The following is a 23,572-nucleotide window of genomic DNA, read 5'->3' on the forward strand; positions in this document are numbered from 1 at the left end:
GCCAATCCTGGCCCCCCGCCCTACTCCGCCGGGGCCTTCGGTGCGTCCGGCCAGGCGGTCGGGTCGGTGTCGAGGTCGGGGAACCGGGCGGGGTCGAAGACGGGCATCTTCACCCCCGCCTTCAACTGCGCCCGGAAGTCGTTGATCAGCCGCACCGCCACCGGGAAGAGCATCGCCAGAGCCAGCAGGTTGACCACCGCGAGGATCCCCATCATCGGGTCGGAGAAGTTGAACACGAAGGTCGCGCCCGGTGCCACCGCGCCGAGGAAGACGATGCAGACAATGGCCACCCGCAGCACCTGGATCGCCATCGGGTTGCCGGTCATGAAGCTCAGCGCGTTCTCGCCCAGATAGTAGTTGTACATGATCGAGGAAAAGCTGAAGAGCAGGATCGCCACCGTCAGGTAGTATTGCGACCAGGCGCCGACATGGTCCACCATGCTCTGCTGGGTCAGCGCCACGCCGTCGATGCCCTCTGCGCCGGGCTGGTAGACATCGCCCAGCAGGATCACAAAGGCGGTGCAGGAGCAGATGATGATCGTGTCGATGAAGACCGAGAAGCTCTGGGTGATGCCCTGGCTCACCGGGTGCTTCACATAGGCCGTCGCCGCCACGTTCGGCGCCGAGCCGAGACCCGCCTCGTTGGAGAAGAGCCCGCGCCGCAATCCGTTGGCGATCGCCGCGCCCATGCCGCCCGCAACCGCCTCGCGGAACCCGAAGGCATTGGCCACGATATCCACGATCACACCCGGCACCGCGCCGATGTTGAGCACGATGATGACCAGCGCCATGCCGATGTACATCAAGGCCATGACCGGGATGATCACATCCGCCGCCTTGGCAATCCGGTGGATGCCGCCCCAGACGATGACCCCCGTCGCCGCCGCCAGCACCGCGCCCGTCGCAATGCGGGGGATGTTCATGCTGTCGAGCGCCGCGCCCGCCACCGTGTTGCCCTGGAAGGCATTGAACCCGATCGAGAAGGAGGCGATCAAACAGACCGCGTAGATCACCGCCAGCCAGCGGTAATTTGCGCCGAGCCCGTGGATGATCGCCCGCGCCGGGCCGCCGCGATAGTCGCCGTTGGGTTCGGTGCGCTTGTAGAGCTGCGCCAGCGTGGCCTCCACCAGCGCCGAGCACATGCCGACCAGCGCAATCGCCCACATCCAGAACACCGCGCCCGGTCCGCCGGCGGTGATCGCCACCGCGACACCGGCGATGTTGCCGCCGCCCACCCGGCCGCCGACCGAGACGAAGAGCGCCTCGCGGGCGCTGATCTTGGTCGGGTCGTTGTCTTCATCGGTGCCGGTCAGCACCTTGAACATGCGGGTGAAGAACCGGAACTGCACGAAGCCCGACGCCACGGTGAAGAAGATGCCCAAAACCACGAGAAAGGGCACCAGCGCCCAGCCCCAGGTCAAATCGTTGATTGCATTGAAGGTCGTGTCCAGAAATCCCATCGCCCGCGTCTCCTTTTTGACTGTGTTCGCGGCAGTCCGCCCATCACCTCACCGCCCCGGCGAGAGAAGGTAACGGAACCGTGACACAGCAACGTCAACAGGCGACAGAAATCGCGTCTTGCGGTCATCTTTTTGGCAGAACCCCGCCGATCGTTGCCCGGCGCACACATCTGCACGCCAAGTCAGAGGTTCATGCGCGCGGGCTTACTCCGCGACGAGGCCCGCTTTCGAGCGGTAGTCGGCAATATCCGCCCGTGCCTTGCCATTCAGCGTGCCACTCCGGTCGGCAAGCCACTTCAGCGCCGGGCGCAGGTCCTTTGCGGCCATCAGCTGCACCTTGCCGGCGCAGGCGGCCTCGGGGCTGTCGGCCTTCTGCGCATCGCGAAAATAAGCGTTGATCCCGTTCTGACGGTCCAAGGGGCTGTTCTCGTGGTAACAGGATGTAATCCGCAGGATCTCCGTCTGCGCCGAGGCGGCGATCTGGCCCACGTTCTGCTCCACGCAATACTTGTACCGCTGCACCGAAGCCTCCGCGTCCTTGATCGCGTTCAACTGCCTCTGCAACGCAGACGCATCCTCCGCAGGATAATAGGTTCCGCCGCCGGCTTGCGCGATTGCCTGCAGTTGCGCCTCGGTCTCCGCATCAACCGCAAAGCCGATGGTGTTGACCGTCGTCTTCACACCGGCCTCGCGCAGCGCCTCGGCGGCGGCCACCGGATCTCCGTCGCAGGTCTCCTCGCCGTCCGAGATGAGGTAGACCACCGGCACCGGCGCTTGCCCGTCGGCGCCCGCAGGCAGGTCGGCCACGAGCCTTGCGGCCTCTTCCAGCGCGCCGGCGATCGGGGTGTGGCCCACCGGGCGCAACTCCTCGACCGTGTCGCCCAGCTTGGACCGCGGGGCATCGAAGCCGTGCACCATCTCGGCGGCGGCACAGCTCTCCGCCTTGCCCTCCGGCTTGTTGGACCCCTTGTGGCCATAGACCATGAGCCCCACGTCCACATCCTCGTGCACCTCGCCCAGAAAGGCCCGCGCCTCGCGCTTGGCTGCGTCCATCTTCGAGAGATTGCCCGCCGCGCCCGCCATCGAGCCCGAAGCGTCGATCGCCAGCAGGATGTGGGTGGTGACGGCCCCGGCGACAAAGCTCGAGGGCGGTGTGCAGGCCTCCAGCGTGTAGCTCATCTCCCGCGGCTCGCACTGCTCCAGCTGCACCGGCCACTGGTTGGCGAGGTCGGCATAGAGTGCCACGCAGTCCACGCCGCCGCCCTCCTGCGCCCATGCGCCCCCGCTTCCACTGCACAGGATCAGGCCGAAAGCCGCTGCAACTTGTCTCATGATACCCCCCAAACGCTCCATCTCGGGATCAGCCTAGCAGCGCGGCAGCCAGGGACAAACTCGCCAAAAAGACACCCGCCCGGATCGCTCCGGGCGGGCGCAATATCGCTCAGGCCGGGGTCAGGCCCGCTTTTCGGCGATCAGCCCCTTGATGATGGCAAAGCACATCAGCAGCAGCACGATGGTAAACGGCAGACCCGTGGAGATCACCATCGCCTGCAAGGCGCCAAGCCCGCCACCGAGCAGCAGCGCAATCGCCACCAGCCCCTCGAAGGTGCACCAGAACACCCGCTGCGGCACCGGCGCATCCACCTTGCCGCCTGCTGTGATCGTGTCGATCACGAGGCTGCCGGAGTCCGAGCTGGTCACGAAGAACACGATCACCAGCACGATCCCGACGGTCGAGGTCACCGCAGTCCAGGGAAGGCCCTGAAGCATGGCAAAGAGCGACAGCTCGGGCTTGTAGGCGTCGATCACCTGCGCCTTCACGAGGCTCGCGTCGGGGTTGGCCACCATGTCATTGATTGCCGCACCGCCAAAGACCGCCATCCAGAACACGCAGACCAGGCTCGGGATGATGAGCACGCAGATGATGAACTCGCGCACCGTCCGCCCGCGCGACACCCGCGCGATGAACATGCCCACGAAGGGTGACCAGCTGATCCACCAGGCCCAGTAGAAGGCCGTCCAGCCCTGCATGTAGCCGAGATCCTCGCGTCCATGCGGGTTCGACAGCGGGATCACCTCCTGAACATAGGCGCCCAGCGTCGAGACGAAGTCGCTCAGGATTGCACCCGCACCGGCGGCGAAGAACACGAAGGCCAGGAGCAGGATGGCGATGACCATGTTGATCTCGGAGAGCAACTTCACACCGCCCTCCAGCCCGCGCAGCACCGAGATCAGCGCGACCGCCGTGATCGCGCAGATCAGGATGACCTGCACCGTCGTGTTGGCCGGAATCCCGTAGACAAAGTTCAGACCGGCATTTGCCTGCTGGGCGCCCAGCCCGAGCGAGGTGGCCAGGCCGAAGAGCGTGGCGAAGACGGCCGTGATATCGATCAGATGGCCCCAGAAGCCCCAGACCCGCTCCCCGAGGATCGGATAGAAGGCCGATCGGATGCTGAGCGGCAAGCCCTTGTTGTAGCTGAACAGCGCCAGCGCCAGCGCCACGATGGCATAGATCGCCCAGGGGTGAAGCGCCCAGTGGAAGGAGGTCGCAGCCAGCGCCATGCGCCGCGCCTCCTCCACGTTCTCCGCGATCAGGTTGCCATCGGCATCGAACGGCCGGACCGCGCCAAGAGGGGCGTCGCCCCAGGGCGTGCCGAAGTAATAGGCGGGTTCGAGCACGCCGAAGAACATCAGGCCAATGCCCATGCCGGCAGCAAAGAGCATCGCAAACCACCCGGCGTAGCTGTAGTCGGGCGTGGCCTCGGAACCGCCGAGCCGCACCGAGCCCCAGGGGCTGACGATGAGCAGGAGGCAGACGATGACGAAGATGTTGGCCCCCCAGAGGAAGAACCAGTCGAACTTCGAGGTCATCCAGGCCCTGAGCCCGAGGTCGCAGAAGGCCCCGGCCTCGCAGCCCTCCACCGCCGAGGCGTCCACCCCGTTGAAAATCGCGTCGGCCGTGCCCGGAGCAATCAGGGCGAAGAGAACGAAGGCCACGATGATGAGGGCCGAGATCCAGAACACCGGGTTGTGGATATCAAACCCGTAGGGTCCGAACTTGCCTTCGATATTGTGAACGCCGATCTCGTGATCGGTTTCGATCACGGCGGCCGTTCCTTCCGGGGCGGGTATGCCCTGGTCGTCTGGTGTTGTTTCAGTCATCGGATGTCCCCACGCTGTTTCCTTTCTCCCTGCTTCTGCACCGGCGACGCAGCGAGACACCGGGCCCGGACGGTGCCGTCGGGCAGGCGTCCGGGAGTCGGCCTCACGATGAGCCGCCCGAAAAATGAGCAGATGTGAAACAAGTCTAACCGCTGAACGCCGGGAGCGACACCCCGCCCCGGCATTTCAGCATCGGATTCCGACACGAACCCGCCCCCACAGGGGCTCGGCAGCCTCAGGCGTTGACGTCCACCACGACGCGCCCGCGCACCTGGCCCTTGAGGATATCCGCGCCGAGACCTGGCAGATCGGCCAGCGTGGCGGGCTGGATCATCGCTTCCAGCTTCTCCATCGGAAGATCGGTGGCGATCCGCTTCCAGGCCTCCAGCCGGTTCTCGTAGGGCTGCATGACCGAGTCGATGCCCAGCAGGTTCACCCCCCGCAGCAGGAACGGCACCACCGTGGCAGGCAGCGCCGCACCACCCGCAAGCCCCACGGCGGCCACGCTCGCCCCGTATTTCATCTGCCCGAGCACGCGCGCCAGCATCGCGCCACCCACGGCATCCACGCAGCCCGCCCAGGTCTCGCTCTCGAGCGGCCGCTTGACAGCCTCCGCAATGTCCTCCCGTGGCACGATCTGGCTGGCGCCAAGGTCTTTCAGGTAGTCCGCACTCTCGGGCCGCCCGGTGACGCCGGCCACCTCGTAGCCCAAATTCGCCAGAATCGCCGTGGCGACAGAGCCCACGCCCCCACTCGCGCCGGTCACCAGCACCGGTCCCTGCCCCGGTTTCAGCCCCTGCTTCTCGAGCGCCATCACCGCGAGCATCGCGGTGAATCCGGCCGTGCCGACGGCCATCGCCTCACGGGTGCTGAGGCCATCGGGCAAGGGAACCAGCCAGTCGGCCTTGACCCGCGCCTTCTCGGCATAGCCCCCCCAATGCGCCTCTCCCACGCGCCAGCCTGTCAGCACCACCTTGTCGCCTGGCTTGTACCGCGGGTCGTCGCTGGATTCGACGGTCCCGGCAAAGTCGATGCCCGGCACATGCGGATAGTTGCGCACCAGCCCGCCGCCCGGACCAATGCAGAGCCCGTCCTTGTAGTTCACCGTGGAATACTCCACCGCCACCGTCACGTCGCCCTCCGGCAGGCGCTGCTCCTCGATTTCCTGCACGCTGGCAGAGGTCTTTCCGTCCTCGTCCTTCTCGACGATCAGTGCACGCATGGCTCTCTCTCCTCAGACTGCTGCCGCTTTCTCCGCCACCGCGCGCACCCGCGCGACCATGGCCCTCAACCCGTTCGACCGTTGCGAGCTCAAGTGCTCGTCCAGCCCCAGGCGCTTCAACTCCGCAGGGGCATCCACCGTCTGCACCTCCGCCACGGTGGCGCCGGAGTAGAGCGCCTTCAGCACCGCGATCAACCCGTTGACGATCATCGCATCGCTCTCGCCGGTGAATGTAAGCACCGCGTCGGCCCCTGCGCCCTCGACCTCAGGCACCAGCCAGACCTGGCTTGCGCAGCCTTCCACCTTGGTGGCCGGCACCTTCTGCGCTTCGGGCAAAGGCGCCATGCCCTTGCCGAGCTCGATCACGTGTCGATACCGGTCTTCCCAGTCGTCCAGAAACTCGAAGGTCTCCACGATCTCCTCGAATGCCGCTCTCGCCATGACACGGGCTCCTTTCCGCGCCCAGAGCTAGGCCCTCCGGCCGCAGAGGTCCAGCCCTCCGCAGGCTTTTCAAGTGCCCGGCTTTGCGCTAACCCTCTGGGAAAGAAAAGCCGAGGGACGAGCATGACCAAACCGCTTCTGGCCGCCATGGTGCTGGTGACAGCGATCTCCGGGTGCTCCCGCCTCGCCGAGAGCCGGATCAACCCGTTCAACTGGTTCGGCGGTTCCCGCTCCGAGGCCCGGACCGTGCAATCGGTTCAAACCGTCACGGTCCGTGACAGCCGCCAGCTCGTCACGCAGGTGACCCGGATGTCGGTCGAGCGCACGCCGGGCGGCGCGATCGTCACCGCCGTCGGTCTGCCGCCGAGCCAGGGCTACTGGGATGCCGAGCTGGTCCCCGCCACCCCTGACGGCCTGCCGCGCAACGGCGTGATGGTCTATGACTTCCGGATCGAACGCCCGCTGGAGTTTCAGGCCCAGGGCACGCCCCGCTCGCGCGAGGTGACCGTCGCCGTCCACCTCTCGACCATCGACCTCGCCGCGATCAACACCATCGTGGTCCGTGGCCAGGCGAACCAGCGCAGCGCCGGCCGCTGATCCGACCCGTCCGCCGAGGCGCGGCCGTCCGGATCAGAGTGCGACGATCTCCACGTTCTCGCCTTTCAAGGCCAGCGCCACCTTGCCGTCGCAGAGCTTCAGCGCATCCTCGCCGAACACCTCGCGCCGCCAGCCCTTCAGGGCCGCAACATCGCGCTCGCCCGCAGCGATCTCGTCCAGATCGGCCGCGCTGGCAATCAGCCGTTGCGCCACGTTGAACCGCTCGCTTTTTGCCTTCAGCAGCACCCGCAGCAGATCGGCCAGCGCCGGATTGACCTGGAGTTTCTCGCGCGACCGATCGACCTCCGGAAACTCTGCCGGATCGGCCTCCAGGCCCGCCGTGACCGAAGCCAGGATACCCTCGGCGATCTCGCCGCGCCGCGCTTCGCGCAACAGGAGTCTCGAACGGGACAATTCCTTTTCATTCCGTGGCTTTGTCGAGGCAAGCTCAAGAAGCGCATCATCCTTGTAGACCCGGTTGCGCGGTATGTTGCGGCTTTGCGCATAGCCTTCGCGAAAGCGCGCGAGCTCGCGCACGATAGCCAGGAACCGGCCCGAGTTGGTGCGGGTCTTGACCCGCTTCCAGGCATCCTCGGGTTTGACCACATAGGTCTCCGGAGCCAGCAACACCGCCAGCTCTTCCTCGACCCAGGGCGACCGCCCCGACTTGGCAAGCTGCGCCGCCAGATGCTCGTAGACCACCCGGAGGTGGGTCACGTCGGCCAGGGCGTATTCCTTCTGTGCGTCGGTCAGCGGACGGCGCGACCAGTCGGTGAAGCGGCTCGACTTGTCGACCTGCGCCTTCACGATACGCTTTACCAGGGTCTCGTAGCCCACCTGCTCGCCGAAGCCGCAGACCATCGCCGCCACCTGGGTGTCGAACAGCGGCTCGGGGATCACGCCGCCCTCGACGAAGAAGATCTCCAGATCCTGCCGCGCCGCATGAAATACCTTCACCACGTCACGGTTGCGGAACAGCTCGTAGAGCGGCTCGAGCGACATCTCTTCGCCCAGGATCGGGTCCACCAGCACCGCCTCGCCGTCGCCCGGCAGGGCCAGCTGCACGAGGCACAGCTTGGAGTAATAGGTCCGCTCCCGCAGGAACTCGGTATCAACGGTCATGTAGGAGGCCTTGGCCGCTGTCTCGCAAAACTCGGACAGCTCCTGGGTGGTCGTCAATGTGCGCATAGGGTGCGGGGGCTCTCTTCTGGGCGGCGCCACACGCGCCGATGTTCTTTCCGCTTCCCGCCTTCTAGGGCCATGCGGAAGGAAAGGAAAGCCTGCCTTGACGTCGTTTCAGTTCAGATAAATCGGATGCCGCTCGCCCGCCGCGAACCGTCGCAAACAGGCTGGATAAAGCTCGTGCTCGCGCACCAGCACCCTTGCAGCAAGGGATTCCGGCGTGTCTCCGGACAGAATCGGCACGCGCGCCTGGCCGAGGATCGGGCCGTCATCGAGCGCCGGCGTCACCTCGTGCACCGTGCAGCCCGCTTCCGCATCGCCGGCGTCCAGCGCACGGGCATGGGTGTGCAGGCCCCGGTACTTGGGCAGCAGCGACGGGTGGATATTCAGCATCCGCCCCTCCCAGTGCCGCACGAACCCCTCGGTCAGCACCCGCATGAAGCCCGCAAGGCAGATCAGGTCGGCACCCGCCGCCTCCAGCCGCGCGGTCAGCTCCGCCTCGAAGGCGGCTCGGTCCTTGCCAAAGGGGCGATGATCCACCGCATCCGTGGCAACCCCCATCGCCTGCGCGCGCGCCAGCCCGCCGGCGCCCGGATCGTTCGACATCACCAGCACGGGCCGAGCCGGATGACCCGCCTCCGCCATGCTCTTCACGAGCTGCACCATGTTCGAACCGCCGCCCGAAAGCAGAATCGCACAGGATCGGGTCAAAGCAGCTTTCCGCTGTAGGAAACGCCTTCTCCGGCGACCACGCGCCCGAGGTCGAAGACCGTCTCGCCGGTCTCTTCCAGCAGCGACTTCAGGTCAGAAGCCGCATCGGGCGCAACCACGAGCACCATGCCGATGCCGGCGTTGAAGGTCTTGAGCAACTCCGGCTCCGCAAGCCCGCCGGTTTCTGCCAGCCAGCGAAACACCGGCGGCAGTTCCCACGCCGCAAGGTCCACCTCGGCGCCGAGCCCATCGGGAAAGACGCGCGGCAAGTTCTCGGTCAGCCCGCCCCCGGTAATATGCGCCAGCCCGTGCACGCCACCCGCCCGGATCGCGGCCAGGACCTGCCGCACGTAGATCCGCGTGGGCGCCAGCAGCGCCTCGCCCAGCGTGCCGCCGCCGAACGGTGCCTCGGCGTCCCAGCCGAGCCCGGCCATCTCCACCACCTTGCGCACCAGGCTGTAACCGTTCGAGTGCACCCCGTCCGAGGCCAGCCCCAGGAGCAGGTCGCCTTCCGCCACACCGTCAGGCAGTGCCGCGCCCCGCTCCATCGCGCCCACCGCGAAGCCCGCAAGGTCAAAGTCCTTGCCCTCGTACATCCCCGGCATCTCGGCCGTCTCGCCGCCGATCAGCGCCGCGCCAGCCGCCTTGCAGCCCGCGGCAATCCCTTCGACGATCGCCGTGCCGGCGGCCACATCGAGCTTGCCGGTCGCAAAGTAGTCGAGAAAGAACAAGGGCTCGGCGCCCTGGCAGACCAGGTCGTTCACGCACATCGCCACAAGGTCCACGCCCACGCCATTGACCACGCCGGTGTCGATGGCGATGCGCAGCTTCGTGCCCACACCATCGGTCGCCGCCACCAGTACCGGGTCGGTGAACCCCGCCGCCTTGAGGTCGAACAGGCCGCCGAAGCCTCCGATCGAGCCCATCACGCCGGGCCGATCCGTTGCCTTCACGGCCGGCTTGATCGCCTCCACCAGCGCATTGCCCGCGTCGATGTCCACGCCCGCCTGGGCATAGGTCAAACCAGTCTTGCCGTCGCTCATGCGCGCTCTCCTCGGTGCCGTCCCGCGCGCTTTAAGCCAAGCCGGGCGCAATTGCCAGACTGGCTTGACCACACCCGCCCCCGCGCCTAATCAGGCTCCCGGCGGGCCTGTAGCTCAATTGGTTAGAGCAGAGCGCTCATAACGCTTTGGTTGCGGGTTCAAGTCCTGCCGGGCCTACCAAACGCCGCCCCACCGGCGCCGTCGCGCCGATGAACGGGGTTCAGCGCATCAGCACCGCCGACACGGGCGCCAGCGCCACGCTCTGCCCCTTGGGGCCCGCCGCCCAGTTCAGGAGGCCGGTCACCGTCTGGCTGAAGCTGTGCCCCATCACCACCACCGCGCCCTCCTGCCCCGACCGGAAGGCCGCCCGGTCCAATGTGCGCCCGATCGCCGCGCCGTCTTCGCCGCCCGCGTCGATGACCTTCCAGACCAGCGCCGATGGCAGCCCGGCACTCTCTGCGCCGCGCTGCGCCGAGTTCAGGCCGCTGTCCACGAAAACCAGGCCGTGCCCGGTGTCAGCGGCGATGGCCAGCAGTTGACGGGACAGCGCCGGATCATCCGAGATGCCCTCTTCTCCGGTCTCCAGCAGCCCCGCCGCTCCGGGAAACTGCCCGATATAGCTTTGCAGCGTGGTTTCCATGTCTTGCGGTGTGGCGCCCCTGGGCAGGCCCGATGGCACGATCAACACCTCGAAGCCTGCGTCCCGATACCGCTGGGCGGTTTCGGCAGCCCCCGGATCCGTGGCGTCCACCGCGAACGTGACCGGAAAGTTGATCGCCGTCAGGGCGGCGCGGTCCAGCCCCTGATCCCCCACATCGAAAAGGATGACCGAAACCAGCGGCCGGCCCTCCGCATTCTCGAACGGGGCCGCATTGGCGGCCAGGGCGGAGAGCCGGGGCGCCTCGGCCTCGGCCTCGGCACTCGCCCCGATCACCGGAAGCCGGGACTCGGGCTTGTTGCGCTCGGTGAGCGGCACCACCCGCTTGCCGAAGCCACCGCCGCTCTCGCCGGCGGTCACGATCCTGCGCGGCAGCCCGTTGCCGGTGCCGGTGCGCGGCTGGCGCTCGGTGATCGGCACGCTCGACGGCGGCGAGGACGGGTCGGCAGGCAGCTCCGTCTCGCGCTCCACCTCGGCCCGCTCAGCCTCGGGAGCCGCCGGTGTCTCGGCCGCCATTGATGGGCTCTCGCGGTCGGGCTGAGTCGGCTCAGGCGCATCGCCCGTGGCTTCCGTTGCCGGCACGGACGGGGTTTCGGCCACCGGCGCCTCGGCTTCCGGCGAAGGCTGCGGGGCCGCCTGGGGATTCGGCTCGACGATCTCCACCACATCGGGCGCCTCGGCTCGGGGCGCCTCCGGCTCCACCGACGCAACCTGCTCCGGCACGGCGGACTCGGCAGACTCCGGCACCGCGGCCGACTCGGCCACCGGCTCCGTGCCCGTCACCACCTCGGCCTCGGGCGCAGCGGCCACCTCCGGCGCCTCTGTGCGTCCCGCCGCTTCGACCTCGGCCACCGCCGCCACCTCGCCCCCGGTGGAGGGGGCCACCGCCTCGACCTTCGGCGCGCGCTCGCCGGCGCCTGCCGCCTGCACCGGCGCGGTGCGCTCTGCTGTCTCGCCGGGCGCAACCTCGGCGGCGGCCACCGGTGCCGCAGCCCCCGGCGCGGCTCCGACGGTCTCGCTCTCGGCGGGCGCGGCGGTTGCCGCCTCCGCGCTCACCACCTCCGGCGTGCTGCGCGGAACCTCCGGCGCGACGGTCGCCGTCTCTGGGGTGCGCCCCGCCTCCGGCTGCGCTGCCGTGCCGGGCGCCTCTGCCACGACCTTCGCTGCATCGCCACCGCCGATCACCGGTGCGGTCTCCTCCACCACGGGCGCGACCGGCGCAGCCACGGCCTCCGGTGCGGTCTCGGGCACGGCGGGCGGGGTAGTATCGGGCACAGGCGCTTCGGCCACTTCCACATCAGGCTGTTCCGGGGCGGCGGGAGATATCGGCTCCGCCTCGGCGCCGGGTGCGGCAGGCTCGGTGTCTTCACCCGCCCTGGCAAACTCCGAACCGGGCGGCGGCGTCAATTCGCTCTCCGCGGTGGTGCCGGTCGTGTCCGAAGGCGCAGGCTCGGGCGCCTCGGGCGCCGCATCAGCCCTCGGGGCTTCCAGCCCGCCCGGCGCGGACACCGCCGCCACATCCTCGGGGAGCGGCGCCAGCACCGAGGCACCGCCCAATCCGAGCACGCTCACCAGCGCACCCCATGCAACACCCGACAGGAGTCCCTTGCCCATATGCCCGACCTTTCGCCTGTTATCGCCGGAAGCGCCCGATTTGCGAACACTCCCCGCATGTTACACCCTGCCGCGCGGCAGGCCAGGGATGGGCTTGACCCCGGCGGCGGGCTGCGGGCAAGTATAGCGCCAACCGCGCGGCGGATCACCCCCCTTGCGCATGCCTCAGACCCCGAGGGCCAAATGCTGCTCCTGATCGACAACTACGACAGCTTTACCTACAACCTCGTCCACTACCTGGGCGAGCTTGGCGCCGATGTGAAAGTGGTGCGAAACGACGCGCTGAACACTCAGGAGGCCATGGCGCTGAATCCCGCTGCCATCCTGCTCTCTCCCGGCCCCTGCACCCCCAACGAGGCGGGCATCTGCCTGGACCTGGTGCACGCCGCGGCCGAAACCGGCACTCCCTTGATGGGCGTCTGCCTCGGCCACCAGTCGATCGGCCAGGCATTCGGCGGCAAGGTGGTGCGGGCCGGCGAAATCGTCCACGGCAAGCTCGGCCATATCCGTCACACCGGCAGGGGCGTATTCAAGGGCCTGCCTGATGGGGCGCTGAAGGCCACCCGCTACCACTCGCTGATCGTCGAGCGCCAAAGCCTGCCCGACTGCCTTGAGGTCACCGCCGAGCTTGAGGATGGCACCATCATGGGCCTGCGCCACCGGGAGCTGCCCATCGAAGGCGTGCAGTTTCACCCCGAGAGCATCCGCTCCGAGCACGGCCACGCCATACTGAAGAACTTCCTCGATCTGGCCCCCGTTCCGGCATGAGCGACACGATCCGCCCCCTCATCGGCCTCGCCGCCGAACGCGCCCTGACCCGTGCCGAAGCCGAGGCCGCCTTCGCCGCCCTGTTCGAGGGCGAGGCGACGCCAAGCCAGATCGGCGGTTTCCTGATGGCCCTCCGGGTGCGCGGTGAAACCGTCGACGAGATCGCCGCCGCCGCCGCCGCCATGCGGGCCCGCTGCAAGCCCGTCACGGCCCCCGAGGGCGCCATGGACATCGTCGGCACCGGAGGCGACGGCAAGGGCACGCTGAACATCTCGACCGCCACCGCCTTCGTGGTGGCGGGCGCCGGGGTGCCCGTGGCCAAGCACGGCAACCGCAACCTGTCGTCCAAGTCCGGCGCCGCGGACGCGCTGAGCCAGATGGGCATCGAGGTGATGGTCGACGCGCAGGTGGTCAACCGCGCCATCGCCGAGGCGGGCATCGGCTTCATGATGGCTCCCATGCATCACCCGGCCACCGCCCACGTCGGCCCCACCCGCGCCGAACTGGGCACCCGCACGGTGTTCAACATCCTCGGGCCGCTGACCAACCCCGCGGGCGTCAAGCGCCAGCTCTCCGGCGCGTTTTCCGCCGACTGGCTCCGCCCCATGGCCGAGGTGCTGCGCGAACTCGGATCGGAGGCCGCCTGGATCGTGCATGGCGGCGACGGCACCGATGAGCTTTCTATCGCCGCCGCGTCGAAGGTGGCCGCCCTGGAAGGCGGCGAGATCACCGAGTTCGAGACCCACCCCGAGGAGTTCGGCCTGCCCGTCCACCCCTTCGAGGCCATCCTCGGCGGCACGCCGGAGGAGAACGGCGCCGCCTTCCGCGCCCTGCTCTCGGGCGAGAAAAGTGCCTACCGCGACGCGGTGCTGCTCAACACCGCCGCCGCCCTGCTGATCGCCGGCAAGGCCAGCACCAAGGCCGACGGCGTCGCAATGGCCGCGGAGAGCATCGACTCCGGCAAGGCGCTGGAAAAGGTGCAGGCGCTGGCCCGCATCACCTCCGCCGCCAAGGGCTGAACCCGTCATCCTCGGGCTTGCCCCGAGGATCTCCCGCCGCCTCCCGCCTTGACCCCTGCCCCCTCAGCCGCTTTCCTCGCGGCAAGGGAACGGGAGACGGCACATGCTCAGATGGCTCACACGTGGCGGCGGCTGGCTGGTGTTGCTCTGCCTTTCCATCGGGGCCATCGGCCTCTGGGTCTGGATCTCCGAAGGCGCGCGCGGGCGCGAGTTTGCCCGATCCGGCATCGAGACCTCCGCCAAGGTCGTCGACCGCGACCGCCGCGTGCGCATCGGCGGCTCGAAGACCCCCACCACCGATTACACCGTGACCGTCACCTACACCTCCGGCCGCGCCCCCGACATCGCGTTTCACCGCGCCACCGAAACCGTCTCGCGCGATTTCTACGGCTCTGTCCGAGAGGGCGACGAGATCACCGTGAAAACGCTCCCCGGCCAACCGGAGGAGGTCGAGATCGAACCGGGCGGCGTGTCGGACAACGCCTTCTGGGCCGGGATCGTCGGCAGCGTCTTCATCGCCTGCGGTCTTCTCGCCCTCCTGTTCTTTCACAAGACCCAATCCGCCGCCCGCGCCCTGCGCCGCCATGGCAATCGCACCGAGGCGCGCATCGTCGCGCTCACACCTGTCGGCAACCGCACCGCGCTCACGGTTGCCTTTACCGACAGTCTCGGGCGCGAACAGCACGCGGAGATCCCGCCTTCGCCCACAAAGCTCGTCATGGGCGCCAAGCCGGGCGACCCCATCGCGATCACCTACGCGCCCGAACGGCCTTCCCACGCCCTGCTCGCCGCAACGCTCGACTAAATCGCCATTGCCCCGACCCTGCCCGCGCAATAAACGTGGCCCATGAGCCAGACCATTCTCGACCGTATCCGCGACTACAAGCTCGAAGAGATCGCCGCCGCCAAGGCCGAGCGCTCCGAGGAAGACATGCGCCGCGCCGCCGCCGAGGCCGGCCCCGTGCGCGGCTTCCGCGACGCCCTGATCGAACAGAGCCGCCACGGCTACGGACTGATCGCCGAAATCAAGAAGGCCAGTCCATCCAAGGGGTTGATCCGGGCCGACTTCGACCCGCCCACGCTCGCCAAAGCCTATGAGGCCGGCGGCGCGGCCTGTCTTTCGGTGCTCACCGACGGTCCCTCTTTCCAGGGCGCGCCCGAGTTTCTCTCCGCCGCGCGCAACGCCACCGACCTGCCCGCCCTGCGCAAGGATTTCATGTTCGACACCTACCAGGTGCTCGAAGCCCGCGCCTGGGGGGCCGATTGCATCCTCATCATCATGGCCGCCGTCGATGACAGCCTCGCCCTCGAGCTCGAGGCCGCCGCGACCGAGCAGGACATGGATGTTCTGGTGGAGGTCCACGACGAGCAGGAGCTCGAGCGCGCCATGCGGCTGGACTCCCGCCTGCTGGGCATCAACAATCGCAATCTCCACACTTTCGAGACCACGCTCGACACAACCAAGCGCCTCGCGCGGCTGGCCGAGGCCAACCGCTTGCTGGTCTCCGAGAGCGGCCTCTCCACCCCGGCCGATCTCGCCGAACTGGCGCAATACGGCGCCCGCTGCTTCCTGATCGGCGAGAGCCTGATGCGCGCCGACGATGTCGCCGCCGCCACCCGCGCCCTGCTGGCCGATCCCTTCTCGGCGGGGCCCTGACATGGCACTCACCCATTTCGACAGCGATGGCCGCGCCCATATGGTCGACGTCTCCGGCAAGGCCGTGACCGACCGCATGGCGGTGGCCGAAGGCTGGGTGAAGATGGCGCCGGAAACTCTTGAAATTGCTGTCCAAGGCAGCGCCAAGAAGGGCGATGTCCTCGGGGTCGCCCGCCTGGCCGGCATCATGGCCGCCAAGCGCACGCCAGACCTGATCCCGCTCTGCCACCCACTGCCGATCACCAAGGTCGCGGTGGAGCTGGAGGCAGACCCGTCCCTCCCCGGCATCCGCATCGCCGCCACCGTCAAGACCACGGGTCAGACCGGCGTCGAGATGGAGGCGCTCACGGCCGCCTCCGTGGCGGGCCTTACCGTCTACGACATGCTCAAGGCGGTCGACAAGGCGATGGAAATCGGCGGCATCCGGGTGCTCCTGAAAGACGGCGGCACATCGGGCCGCTACCAGGCCACTTGATCTCCGTCGAAGAGGCGCTCGCGCGGATCTTCGCGCTGGTAGACCCCCTGCCGACCGAGCAGGTTCCGCTCCGCTCCGCCGCAGGCCGCGTGCTGGCCGCGCCCGTCACGGCACCTCGCGCGCAGCCTCCCTTTGCCGCCTCGGCGATGGATGGCTACGCGGTCCAAGGCCCCGTCGCGCCAGGCCAGCAGTTCACCGTGATCGGCGAGAGCGCCGCCGGCCGGGCTTCCGGCCTGACCGTCGGACCCGGGCAAGCGGTACGCATCTTCACCGGCGCGCCCCTGCCACAAGGCGCAGATCGCGTTGTAATTCAAGAGGAAGTGGAGCGAAGCGAAAGCACCATCACCCTGCGGGACAGGCTCGACGAGGGCACAAACATCCGCCCCGCCGGGGGCGACTTCAAGGCGGGCGACCGGCTGGAGCCCGGCCGGGTGCTCACCCCCAATGCCCTGGCGCTCGCAGCCGCCATGGGCGCCGCCACCCTCACCTGCACCCGCAAGCCCGTGGTGGCGCTCATGGCCACCGGCGACGAACTGGTGATGCCCGGCGAAACCCCCGGCCCAGACCAGATCATCGCGTCCAACAGCTTCGCCCTTGCCGCCCTGTTCGAGGCCGAAGGCGCTGAATGCCGCCTGCTGCCCATCGCCCGCGACACCCGCGAGAGCCTCACCGCCGCCTTCGAACTCGCGCGCGGCGCCGACCTCGTGATCACCACCGGCGGCGCTTCGGTCGGTGACCATGACCTCGTCGGTGAGGTCGCCGCCGACCTCGGGATGGACCGCGCCTTCTACAAGGTCGCCATGCGTCCGGGCAAGCCGCTGATGGCCGGGAAGGTGCGCGGCATGGCCATGGTCGGCTTGCCAGGAAACCCCGTTTCTTCAATTGTTTGCGGGCATGTCTTCATCCGCCCGATGATCCGCAGGATGCTTGGCCTGGGCGAGGCGCCCGCGCCCCGCCGCAGCCTCCCGCTCGCCGCGCCGCTCCCGCCCAACGGCCCCCGCGCCCATTACATGCGCGGAGCGATTGCCGAGGGCGCCGTCACCGCCTTCGAGCGGCAGGACAGCTCCCTGCTCTCTGTCCTCGACGCCGCCAACGCGCTCATCATCCGCCCGGTCAACGACGGCCCGCGCGCCGCAGGCGAGATGGTTGACGTCATCGACCTCTGAGCCGCAGCCTCCGCGCCGCGGCGCAGGGGGCGCTTGACACAAAACGTGAACTTTGGCAGAACATATGCACAACGAGGCCGAGCATGGAGTGCCCGATGCTGACCAAGAAGCAGTTGGATTTGTTGAAGTTCATAGACGCGCGGATGCGTCGTGACGGTGTTCCGCCCTCATTTGACGAGATGAAGGACGCGCTCGACCTGCGTTCCAAGTCCGGCATCCACCGGCTGATCACGGCGCTGGAGGAGCGCGGCTTCATTCGCCGCCTCGCCCACAAGGCCCGCGCCATCGAGATCGTCAAGCTGCCCGAGGCGCTCAGCACCAGGACCGGCGGCTTCACGCCCCGGGTGATCGAGGGCGACCGCCCCGATGCTGCCCCTCCACCCGGTGCCATGCCGGTCGAGGCCGCGGCAATGGAACTGCCGGTCATGGGCCGCATCGCCGCCGGCGTGCCCATCGAGGCGATCTCCCAGGTCAGCCATCATGTGGCCGTTCCGGGCTCGATGGTCGGTCGCGGCAAGCACTATGCGCTTGAAGTCAAAGGCGATTCCATGATCGACGCGGGCATCAACGACGGCGATGTCGTGGTGATCCGCGAGACCTCCACGGCCGACAATGGCGATATCGTGGTGGCCTTGGTCGAGGATCAGGAGGCCACCCTCAAGCGGTTCCGCCGCAGCGGCAAATCCATCGCGCTGGAGGCGGCCAACCCGGCCTACGAGACCCGCGTGTTTCGGGATGACCAGGTGAAGGTCCAGGGCCGTCTTGTCGGGCTGATCCGCACCTACTGAGCCAGACCCTGTGCCGGGAGCGGCCCCGGCTCAAGGGCTCCAAGGGCGGCGGCCAGCGGCTTCGGTGGCGGTAACCATCCGCCCGTCTCCCATCACCGCAAGGGCCCCGGTGCGCCGCATCCGCGCGGGGCTCCAAACATCGCATGGCCCCTCGACAGCCGGCTTGGGCTCCACGCTGGTCACCAGCAGCCCCTCGGCACAGAGCCCGGCCGCCTTTTCCGCCGCACCGCGCCCGGAGACATGGGTCACCACAAGGCCCCCCACCTCGAACCGCAGCACGCCATCCGGCGCCGTCCCCATCCGTGCCGCCGCAACCTCCTGTGTCGCCCCGTCGCCGTCATTCTCCAGCCAGACCTCGGCCGAAAAGCTCTCTCCACGGTCCTTCGACAGTGCCCTGCCCTCGGCACCCATCACGCCGACCAAACCGCCTCTGTCCGAGACCAGAAGCGCCGGGCGTTCCGCCTGGCTCCAGATCCACAGCGCCGCCGCGAGGCCGCACAGCCCGAGCCAGCGCCCTGCCCCGCGCCAGAGCACCAGCCACAGCCCTCCCAGCGCCAGAACCGGCACGACCCATGGCCCCGGCGCAACCACATGGGTCACCGCCCCGTCCAGCCCGGCGACCCAGGCCGCCACGCCCAGGATCCAGGCGCAGCCCCAGCCCATGATCTGCAGGGGCAGCCAGGAGAGCCCCAGCGGCGCCACCAGGCCTGCAACCAGCGCCCAGGGCATCACCCAGAGGCCCATCACCGGGACGGAGGCAAGATTGGCGATCAGCCCGTAGTCCGCGATCCGGTTGAAATGCGCCGCGGCAAAGGGTGCCGTGGCCGCTCCTGCCACGGCAGAAGAGATCACGAGCGTCACCGCTCCTTTCGCCACCGCCGGCCAGCCAGCGCCGAACCCGCCGGCATCGCGCAGCGCCGCAAACACGGCGACCAGCGCCGTTGTCGCCGAGAACGACATCTGGAACCCGGGTGACAGCAGCGCCTCGGGCCGCCGGAGCAGCACCAGCACCGCCGCCAGGGCCACGGCGCGCAGCGAGATCGCCCGCCGTCCGATCAGCACCGCGCCGAGCATCACCGCCACCATGATGAAGGCCCGCTCGGTCGCCACGTTGCCGCCCGAGAGCCCGAGGTAGCCCGCGCCCGCCACCAGCGCCACCAGCGCCGCCGGCTTGCGGGTGTCGTATCGCAGCGCGATCGCGGGCACGAGCGCCAGCACGGCCCGGAGCGCGGCAAAGATCGTGCCGGTGAGCAACCCCATGTGCAGCCCCGAGATCGCGAGGAGATGGGCGAGGTTGGAGTTGCGCAAGGCCTCCAGCGTTTCCTGCGACACCGCCGAGCGGTCTCCGGTCAGCAGCGCCGCCGCAAAGGCGCCGGGCTGGCCGCCGAGCCTCTCACGAATGCCAGCCGACAAGGACACGCGCGCGCGGAACAGCGCCAATCCTGCCCGCTCGCCCTCGGCCGCCGCGGTCACCAGCACAGGGGAGCGCGTGTAGCCCACCGCCCCGATGCCATCGTACCAGGCCTGGCGCCTGAAGTCGTAGCCTCCCGGTTCGACCGGCCCGGGCGGTGGCGAGAGGTTCGCGGTCAGCATGACCCCGAGCCCCGGTTCCGGCGCGAACCAGCGTTGATCGCCATGCAGCGAAACACGCACCCGCTCCGGCACCCGGCCCGGCCGCATGTCGCCCAGCTTCACGCGGTCGAGCGTCAGCCGCACCGCGTCGGATTGCGACCTGTCGATGTCGATGATCCGGCCCTCGACCGGCCCGTAGTATCGAAAGTCGAGCACCGGGGCTGCCACGCTGGCCGTGCGCGCCCAGGCCAGGGCACTGCCCGCCAGCACGAGTGCCAGCGCCACGAAGAGCGGCGCCAGAAGGTCTCCCGCAAGCCTTGCAAGGCCCAGCGCCGCGAGGGCCGCGGTCAGGGCGATCGCCGCCTGGCCCCCCGTCGGCTCTTCTCCAAGGCTGAAATATCCGCCGATCCCCAGCCCCAGGCAGACCGGAGTCCACAACAGAAGGTGCCCGCGTTGGGCAAGGAACGGAAGGGCCAGCCTCCCCCAAAGTGGCGGCCTTGCCCTGCCTGAAACGATTGCATACACGTCACCCAACAGACGCAAACTTTGGTTTACATAAGGTTAACGCGCCCCATGGAGCAGTCCACGCCTCCTGAGGTGGTGACCCGCATCGCCCCCTCGCCCACAGGTTACATGCACATCGGCACCGCTCGCACGGCGCTGTTCAACTGGATCTTCGCCCGCAAGCATGGCGGCAAGTTCCTGCTGCGCATCGAAGACACCGACCGCGCCCGCTCTACCCCCGAGGCCACCGACGCGATCTTCCGCGGCATGCGCTGGCTTGGCCTCGATTGGGATGGCAACGCGGTGAGCCAGTTCGAGCGGGTGCCGCGCCATGCCGAAGTGGCCCGCCAGATGCTGGCCAACGGCAGCGCCTACAAGTGCTTCGCCACCCAGGACGAGATCGCCGAGTTCCGCGAGGCGGCCAAGGCCGAGGGCCGCTCCACGCTCTACCTCTCGCCCTGGCGCGATGCCGATCCGTCCACCCATCCCGATACGCCCTATGTGATCCGTCTGAGGGCCCCGCGCGAGGGCGAGACGGTGATCCATGATGTCGTGCAGGGCGATGTCACCTTCAAGAACAGCACGCTGGACGACATGATCCTGCTGCGCTCGGATGGTACGCCCACCTACATGCTGGCCGTCGTCGTGGACGACCACGACATGGGCGTGACCCATGTGATCCGCGGCGACGATCACCTCAACAACGCTGCCCGCCAGTGCCACATCTACCATGCGATGGGCTGGACGCTCCCCGTCTACGCCCACATTCCGCTGATCCTAGGGGGCGACGGCAAGAAGCTCTCCAAGCGGCACGGCGCAACCGGCGTCGAGGAATACCAGAAGATGGGCTATCCGGCGCCCGCCATGCGCAACTATCTCGCCCGTCTCGGCTGGAGTCACGGCGACAACGAGTTCTTCTCCGACGCCCAGGCCCGCGAATGGTTCTCTCTCGAAGGGATCAACAAGGCCGCCGCCCGCTTCGACTACAAGAAACTCGACAATCTCTCCGGCCAGCATATCGCCGCGATGGACGACATGCAGCTGATGGGCGAGATCGAGGCCTACCTCACCGCGATCGACGCGCAGGAGCTGGATGAAGAGCAGAAGGACGGCCTCCTGCGGGCCATGTACTGCCTCAAACCGGCCGCCCGCACCCTGCCCCAACTGCTCGAAAAAGCCGCCTTCGTGCTCGGCTCCCGCCCCTTCATCCCGGACGAGAAGGCGGCCCAGGCCCTCGACCCGGTATCCCGCGGTATACTGTCTGAATTGACGCCGCACCTGCAAAATGCTAGCTGGAACCGCGAGGCGCTGGAAGCTACGCTGGGTGCGTTCGCTGAGAGCAAGAACAGCAAGTTCGGACAGCTTGCAGGGCCCCTCCGCGCGGCGCTTTCCGGTCGCACGGCCACTCCGAGTGTGTTCGATATGATGCTGGTGATCGGTCGGGCCGAAACCTTGGCACGGCTGCAAGATGCGGCGACTTGAGAGCGCTTGATTCCGCGCTAGCTCTGTTGCCGACTAGAGAGGAACAACCCCACGCAGGGGCCTGTTAAACAAGGGCTCCATCGCGTGCGCGACCACTGAAAGGGACTTTCATGGCAGACAGCTCCAAGACGGCGACGCTTACCTTCGACAACAAGTCGATCGAGCTGCCGGTCCACTCGCCCACCTGCGGGCCCGACGTGATCGACATCCGAAAGCTCTATGGCCAGGGTGACGTTTTCACCTACGATCCGGGCTTCACTTCCACCGCCGCCTGCGAGAGCACAATCACCTTCATCGACGGCGAGAAGGGCGAGTTGCTGCACCGCGGCTATCCGATCGACCAGCTGGCCGCCAAGTCGCATTACCTGGAGGTCTGCTACCTCCTGCTCTACGGCGAACTGCCCACCGCCGAGCAGCTCGAGAACTTCGAGTTCACCATCACCCATCACACCATGCTGCACGAGCAGATGCAGTATTTCTTCCGCGGCTTCCGGCGTGACGCGCACCCGATGGCGGTGATGGTGGGCGTGGTCGGCGCCATGGCCGCCTTCTACCACGACAGCACCGACATCTCCGACCCGCACCAGCGCGAGATCGCCTCGCACCGGCTGATCGCCAAGATGCCGACGATCGCCGCCTGGGCCTACAAGTATTCCATCGGCCAGCCCTTCGTCTATCCGCGCAACGACCTGACCTATGCAGAGAACTTCCTGCACATGTGCTTCGCGGTGCCGGCGGCCGAGTACAAGGTCGACCCGATCCTGAGCCGCGCGATGGACCGGATCTTCACCCTCCACGCCGACCACGAGCAGAACGCCTCCACCTCCACGGTGCGGCTGGCCTCCTCCTCGGGCGCCAACCCCTTCGCCTGCATCGCCGCCGGCATCGCCTGCCTCTGGGGCCCCGCCCACGGCGGCGCCAACCAGGCCTGCCTGGAGATGCTGAAGGAAATCGGCACGCCCGATCGGATCCCCGAGTACATCGCGCGGGCCAAGGACAAGGAAGACCCCTTCCGCCTCATGGGCTTCGGCCACCGCGTCTACAAGAACTTCGATCCCCGCGCGACGGTGATGAAGCAATCCGCCGACGAGGTGCTCGACCTTCTCGGCGTCGAGAACAACCCGATCCTGGCCACCGCCAAGGAGCTGGAGAAACAGGCGCTCGAAGATCCCTACTTCCATGACAAGAAGCTCTTCCCCAACGTCGATTTCTACTCCGGCATCATCCTCGAGGCGATGGGCTTCCCGACCTCTATGTTCACCCCCATCTTCGCGCTCTCGCGCACCGTGGGCTGGGTGAGCCAGTGGAAAGAGCAACTTGCCGATCCGACCATGAAGATCGGTCGTCCGCGCCAGCTTTACACCGGCGCGCCCTTCCGCGATTACGTCGAGGTCGAGGACCGCTGAGCGCGGCACTTGTCTCACCGCAAGGGGCCGCATCGCGGCCCCTTTGCATTTGGGCCGCCTCCCTCCCCGGCTCCATGCGCCTCATCCGCCAATGACGGTGGCCACCCGGTGGACGACCGGCTCCCAGGGCGTCCCGTCAGCCTCCGCGGCATGCCGCGCGTAGGTCGCGATACCGGGCGGCAGGATGGTGCCCGGCCGCGCCTCCGAGGTGAGATGTGCTTGGTCTTCTCGGGGCTCATGGCGAGCGCCGAGGGCTCTTCCAGGGTGCCCAGGTAAATCCCGATCCGGTCTGGCCATCGTTCGAAGGTCAGCGCCAGCTTGGTGCCGTAGGTCTGGCAGAAGTGAACGCACACCTCCTTGCCACTGCCCTCCGACAGGAGCGCGAAGACCGAAGGCTGCGCCTCGGTGAACCTGAAGCCCGCAATATCGAAGACCGGCTCGATCATCCGGTCCGATCCGGTCGCCCGCTGGCAGAACGTACAGTAGCAGATCGTGACCCAGAGCGGCTCCGCACCGGTGTCATAGGTCACGGCGCCGCAGAGGCAGCGCCCAGCCAAACCAGAGCTCATCTCGTTCTCCATCATTGCAGCCTCATGGCCAGCATGGAGAAAGACACGCCCCTGCGATCCCCGCATAAGCGCCTTG

21 protein-coding genes and 1 tRNA gene are annotated in these 23,572 nt (G+C 67.9%); 11 read left to right on the top strand and 11 right to left on the bottom strand.

Annotated features, from left to right (window positions below; genetic code table 11):
- Nucleotides 1–20 precede the first annotated feature (20 nt).
- The 5 genes from BUR94_RS09080 to BUR94_RS09100 all read right to left on the bottom strand — a co-directional run bounded on the left by BUR94_RS09080 (nucleotide 21) and on the right by BUR94_RS09100 (nucleotide 6,285).
- Nucleotides 21–1,460 carry an alanine/glycine:cation symporter family protein gene (locus BUR94_RS09080; RefSeq protein ID WP_074255940.1) on the bottom strand — a complete coding sequence of 480 codons (1,440 nt, stop codon included), beginning with the start codon at nucleotides 1,458–1,460 and terminating at the stop codon, nucleotides 21–23.
- 204 nt (nucleotides 1,461–1,664) lie between these two features.
- Complete coding sequence (locus tag BUR94_RS09085) at nucleotides 1,665–2,792, bottom strand: vWA domain-containing protein (protein ID WP_175570445.1); 1,128 nt, start codon at nucleotides 2,790–2,792, stop codon at nucleotides 1,665–1,667.
- A 120-nt stretch (nucleotides 2,793–2,912) separates the two neighbouring features.
- Complete coding sequence (locus tag BUR94_RS09090; protein ID WP_074255942.1) at nucleotides 2,913–4,622, bottom strand: BCCT family transporter; 1,710 nt, start codon at nucleotides 4,620–4,622, stop codon at nucleotides 2,913–2,915.
- Between the two features lie 235 nt (nucleotides 4,623–4,857).
- Nucleotides 4,858–5,844, bottom strand: a complete 987-nt coding sequence (acuI, locus tag BUR94_RS09095; RefSeq protein WP_074255943.1) for an acrylyl-CoA reductase (NADPH) — start codon at nucleotides 5,842–5,844, stop codon at nucleotides 4,858–4,860.
- A gap of 12 nt (nucleotides 5,845–5,856) precedes the next feature.
- A complete protein-coding gene (locus tag BUR94_RS09100; RefSeq protein ID WP_074255944.1) occupies nucleotides 5,857–6,285 on the bottom strand; it encodes a SufE family protein in 429 nt (142 codons plus the stop codon).
- Nucleotides 6,286–6,408: 123 nt separating this feature from the next.
- Here BUR94_RS09100 and BUR94_RS09105 point away from each other — a divergent pair, with 123 nt between their 5' ends.
- Nucleotides 6,409–6,882, top strand: a complete 474-nt coding sequence (locus BUR94_RS09105) for a hypothetical protein (protein WP_074255945.1) — start codon at nucleotides 6,409–6,411, stop codon at nucleotides 6,880–6,882.
- Between the two features lie 33 nt (nucleotides 6,883–6,915).
- Here BUR94_RS09105 and rnd read toward each other — a convergent pair whose 3' ends face one another.
- The 3 genes from rnd to purM form a co-directional block, all read right to left on the bottom strand.
- Nucleotides 6,916–8,070 carry a ribonuclease D gene (rnd, locus tag BUR94_RS09110; protein ID WP_074255946.1) on the bottom strand — a complete coding sequence of 385 codons (1,155 nt, stop codon included), beginning with the start codon at nucleotides 8,068–8,070 and terminating at the stop codon, nucleotides 6,916–6,918.
- Nucleotides 8,071–8,178: 108 nt separating this feature from the next.
- Nucleotides 8,179–8,775 (bottom strand): phosphoribosylglycinamide formyltransferase, encoded by a 597-nt coding sequence (gene purN / locus BUR94_RS09115; protein ID WP_074255947.1) that lies wholly within the window; start codon nucleotides 8,773–8,775, stop codon nucleotides 8,179–8,181.
- Complete coding sequence (gene purM / locus BUR94_RS09120) at nucleotides 8,772–9,818, bottom strand: phosphoribosylformylglycinamidine cyclo-ligase (protein WP_074255948.1); 1,047 nt, start codon at nucleotides 9,816–9,818, stop codon at nucleotides 8,772–8,774. Before purM ends, purN begins: the two co-directional genes overlap by 4 nt.
- A 103-nt stretch (nucleotides 9,819–9,921) precedes the next feature.
- Between purM and BUR94_RS09125 the strand changes: the two genes are divergently transcribed.
- A tRNA-Ile gene (locus BUR94_RS09125) sits at nucleotides 9,922–9,998 on the top strand.
- Between the two features lie 40 nt (nucleotides 9,999–10,038).
- Here BUR94_RS09125 and BUR94_RS09130 read toward each other — a convergent pair.
- Nucleotides 10,039–12,090, bottom strand: a complete 2,052-nt coding sequence (locus BUR94_RS09130; protein ID WP_074255949.1) for a divergent polysaccharide deacetylase family protein — start codon at nucleotides 12,088–12,090, stop codon at nucleotides 10,039–10,041.
- 183 nt (nucleotides 12,091–12,273) lie between these two features.
- Between BUR94_RS09130 and BUR94_RS09135 the strand changes: the two genes are divergently transcribed.
- From BUR94_RS09135 to lexA, 7 genes are all read left to right on the top strand, one after another.
- Nucleotides 12,274–12,858, top strand: a complete 585-nt coding sequence (locus BUR94_RS09135) for an anthranilate synthase component II (protein ID WP_074255950.1) — start codon at nucleotides 12,274–12,276, stop codon at nucleotides 12,856–12,858.
- Nucleotides 12,855–13,877, top strand: a complete 1,023-nt coding sequence (trpD, locus tag BUR94_RS09140; RefSeq protein WP_074255951.1) for an anthranilate phosphoribosyltransferase — start codon at nucleotides 12,855–12,857, stop codon at nucleotides 13,875–13,877. The genes BUR94_RS09135 and trpD overlap by 4 nt, the downstream gene beginning before the upstream one ends.
- A gap of 103 nt (nucleotides 13,878–13,980) precedes the next feature.
- Nucleotides 13,981–14,682: a DUF3592 domain-containing protein gene (locus BUR94_RS09145; protein ID WP_074255952.1), complete on the top strand. Its 702-nt coding sequence runs from the start codon at nucleotides 13,981–13,983 to the stop codon at nucleotides 14,680–14,682.
- A gap of 42 nt (nucleotides 14,683–14,724) precedes the next feature.
- Nucleotides 14,725–15,534, top strand: coding sequence for an indole-3-glycerol phosphate synthase TrpC (trpC, locus tag BUR94_RS09150; protein WP_074255953.1), 810 nt, complete (start codon nucleotides 14,725–14,727; stop codon nucleotides 15,532–15,534).
- A gap of 1 nt (nucleotide 15,535) precedes the next feature.
- Nucleotides 15,536–16,009: a cyclic pyranopterin monophosphate synthase MoaC gene (gene moaC, locus BUR94_RS09155; protein ID WP_074255954.1), complete on the top strand. Its 474-nt coding sequence runs from the start codon at nucleotides 15,536–15,538 to the stop codon at nucleotides 16,007–16,009.
- A complete protein-coding gene (locus BUR94_RS09160) occupies nucleotides 16,006–17,175 on the top strand; it encodes a molybdopterin molybdotransferase MoeA (protein WP_074255955.1) in 1,170 nt (389 codons plus the stop codon). The genes moaC and BUR94_RS09160 overlap by 4 nt, the downstream gene beginning before the upstream one ends.
- Nucleotides 17,176–17,270: 95 nt before the next feature.
- Nucleotides 17,271–17,963 (top strand): transcriptional repressor LexA, encoded by a 693-nt coding sequence (lexA, locus tag BUR94_RS09165; RefSeq protein ID WP_074257653.1) that lies wholly within the window; start codon nucleotides 17,271–17,273, stop codon nucleotides 17,961–17,963.
- A gap of 30 nt (nucleotides 17,964–17,993) precedes the next feature.
- On the opposite strand, the gene BUR94_RS09170 is transcribed toward lexA, so the two are convergent.
- On the bottom strand, nucleotides 17,994–19,973 hold the full coding sequence (locus BUR94_RS09170; protein ID WP_245794411.1) for a ComEC/Rec2 family competence protein: 1,980 nt from the start codon (nucleotides 19,971–19,973) through the stop codon (nucleotides 17,994–17,996).
- Between the two features lie 135 nt (nucleotides 19,974–20,108).
- Here BUR94_RS09170 and gltX point away from each other — a divergent pair, with 135 nt between their 5' ends.
- Both gltX and gltA read left to right on the top strand, forming a co-directional pair.
- Nucleotides 20,109–21,521, top strand: coding sequence for a glutamate--tRNA ligase (gene gltX, locus BUR94_RS09175; protein WP_074255956.1), 1,413 nt, complete (start codon nucleotides 20,109–20,111; stop codon nucleotides 21,519–21,521).
- A 110-nt stretch (nucleotides 21,522–21,631) separates the two neighbouring features.
- Nucleotides 21,632–22,927 carry a citrate synthase gene (gene gltA / locus BUR94_RS09180; RefSeq protein WP_074255957.1) on the top strand — a complete coding sequence of 432 codons (1,296 nt, stop codon included), beginning with the start codon at nucleotides 21,632–21,634 and terminating at the stop codon, nucleotides 22,925–22,927.
- A gap of 14 nt (nucleotides 22,928–22,941) precedes the next feature.
- On the opposite strand, the gene BUR94_RS09185 is transcribed toward gltA, so the two are convergent.
- A complete protein-coding gene (locus BUR94_RS09185) occupies nucleotides 22,942–23,496 on the bottom strand; it encodes a GFA family protein (protein WP_245794412.1) in 555 nt (184 codons plus the stop codon).
- Nucleotides 23,497–23,572: the final 76 nt, after the last annotated feature.

This window comes from Vannielia litorea (assembly GCF_900142295.1).
Classification (GTDB): domain Bacteria; phylum Pseudomonadota; class Alphaproteobacteria; order Rhodobacterales; family Rhodobacteraceae; genus Vannielia; species Vannielia litorea.